This window comes from Streptomyces bugieae, from assembly GCF_036352915.1.
Lineage (GTDB): Bacteria > Actinomycetota > Actinomycetes > Streptomycetales > Streptomycetaceae > Streptomyces > Streptomyces endophytica.
The window spans coordinates 1-479 of sequence record NZ_JAZBJP010000113.1 but is presented as its reverse complement, the minus strand read 5'-3'; the positions used below and the strand labels follow the sequence as shown (position 1 = coordinate 479).

Below are 479 nucleotides of genomic sequence, written 5' to 3'. Positions count from 1 at the left end.
CTCCTACATCCCGGCCGAGGAGGCCGCGTTCCGGGAGGGGCTGGTGGCGCAGGGGATGTCGGAGGTGGAGGCCGCGCTCTGGACCGCCGCGCTGGACCCGATCCGCACGAGCCGGGAGGCCCCGGTGAAGGACGGGGTCGAGCGGGCCCTGGGCCGTCCCCCGCGCGACCTCGCCGAGGTCGTCCGGGAGGCGGCGGAGAAGGGGGCCTGGGGCTGAACGGGTGCGGATGCTCGCCCGTACGGCATCAGATCTCGTCCGTGCGGCGTCAGACCTCGCCCGTGCGGCGTCAGATCTCGTCCGTACGGGCCAGGGCGTCCGTGATCAGCCGGGTGGCGAAGTCGGGGTCGTCGGTGATGCGGTTGATGTGCTCCGCGAGCAGGAAGGCGGTGGCCTCCAGGGGGGTCATCTCCGCCTCGGTCCACCCCCCGTACTGCTTGCGCCACAGGTTCGGGCTCAGTCCGGTGCCGGCGGCGATGAC

Annotated in this window: 2 pseudogenes; one reads left to right on the top strand and one right to left on the bottom strand. The window is 73.3% G+C overall.

Annotated elements, in window-relative coordinates:
• A pseudogene (locus V2J85_RS40435) lies at nucleotides 1-217 on the top strand (SDR family NAD(P)-dependent oxidoreductase); the annotation flags it as partial.
• A 70-nt stretch (nucleotides 218-287) separates the two neighbouring features.
• On the opposite strand, the pseudogene V2J85_RS40430 reads toward V2J85_RS40435, so the two are convergent.
• A pseudogene (locus V2J85_RS40430) lies at nucleotides 288-479 on the bottom strand (hypothetical protein); the annotation flags it as partial.